We start from the raw sequence: 1,009 nt of genomic DNA on the forward strand, positions 1-1,009 counted from the left end.
CTGCCGGTTCCGACAGCGTCACACCTGCGGCTGCCACTCTGCCCCGCCGACCCAATCGATCCGGTCGCGCATGCTTTCGCGGCCTGCCGCCGGCGCGGCCGCCTTTGGGGTTGGCGAAGCCGATGGCGCTTAAGCCGGCGTTGCGGTGGACGATGCCGATGATGGCGTTGCGCGAGACCGGAGCGCCGCGCAGCGCACTGAAGCGGCCGGCGATGCGCGAGGCCGACAGTCCCTCCTTCAGCAGGGCGGCGATCTCGTCGATTTCCTTCTCGGTGTAGGCGGCTGCCATCGTCTCATTCCGTTGCTTGCGAGGGCTTGGCTTCCGGCCAAGCGCCAGGGTTCGGCCGCGAGGCCGTGAGGTCAGGTCAGGAGGGTTGGGGTCAGGCTGCGCCCGGCGCGGCTGCGTTTAAGCGAAGGAGCGCCGCCTCGGCGGCGGCCCGCGTCGGACCCGACACCGCCCGGCCCGTCACCCTGTCGAACAGGATGACGGTGCCGTCCTCGGTGCGGATGCAGCTTGTGCCCGAATTGGGGGCCGGAGCCGGGGGAGGAACGGCTCCGGCCGTTCCGGCGAACCGGGGTGCGGGCGGTTCGACCGGATCCAGGGCAAACGCCCCGGAATGCGCCCGGACCGGGGAGGAGAACAGTCCGGACGATTGGAATTGATGCGTCGAGGGACGCGCGTTCATGCCGCCTGTCAGCCCTGGGAGGCTCGTGGGCGGCGCCGGAATCACGGGCAGTGCGGAAATGCTTGCGGGATGCTCATTCATGCGCTAAGCGTACGTTATGTACGAAAGGTGCGCAAGCGAAATCGTACACTTCGGACGATTATTTTCAGGCGTTTTGTACGATGATGGATTCTCGCCACAGATTGCAGCAGGCGCGCGCGCAGGCCGGCTATGCCTCGCCCAGCGATGCGGCGCGGGCCTTGCGCGACATCAACAAGAACACGCTGATCAGCCACGAGAACGGCAACCGGCCATTGTCCAGGAAAGCGGCCGAGAAATACGGC

Annotated in this window: 1 protein-coding gene and 1 pseudogene; one reads left to right on the forward strand and one right to left on the reverse strand. The window is 67.2% G+C overall.

From position 1 onward, the window contains the following. On the reverse strand, positions 1 to 289 hold a 289-nt coding region (locus tag EOD07_RS35645), incomplete at its 3' end, for a GcrA family cell cycle regulator (RefSeq protein WP_281059121.1). 558 nt (positions 290 to 847) lie between these two features. On the opposite strand from EOD07_RS35645, the pseudogene EOD07_RS38950 reads away from it, so the two are divergent. Continuing rightward, positions 848 to 1,009, forward strand: a pseudogene (locus tag EOD07_RS38950) (transcriptional regulator); the annotation flags it as partial.

This window comes from Mesorhizobium sp. M2C.T.Ca.TU.002.02.1.1 (genome assembly GCF_003997225.1).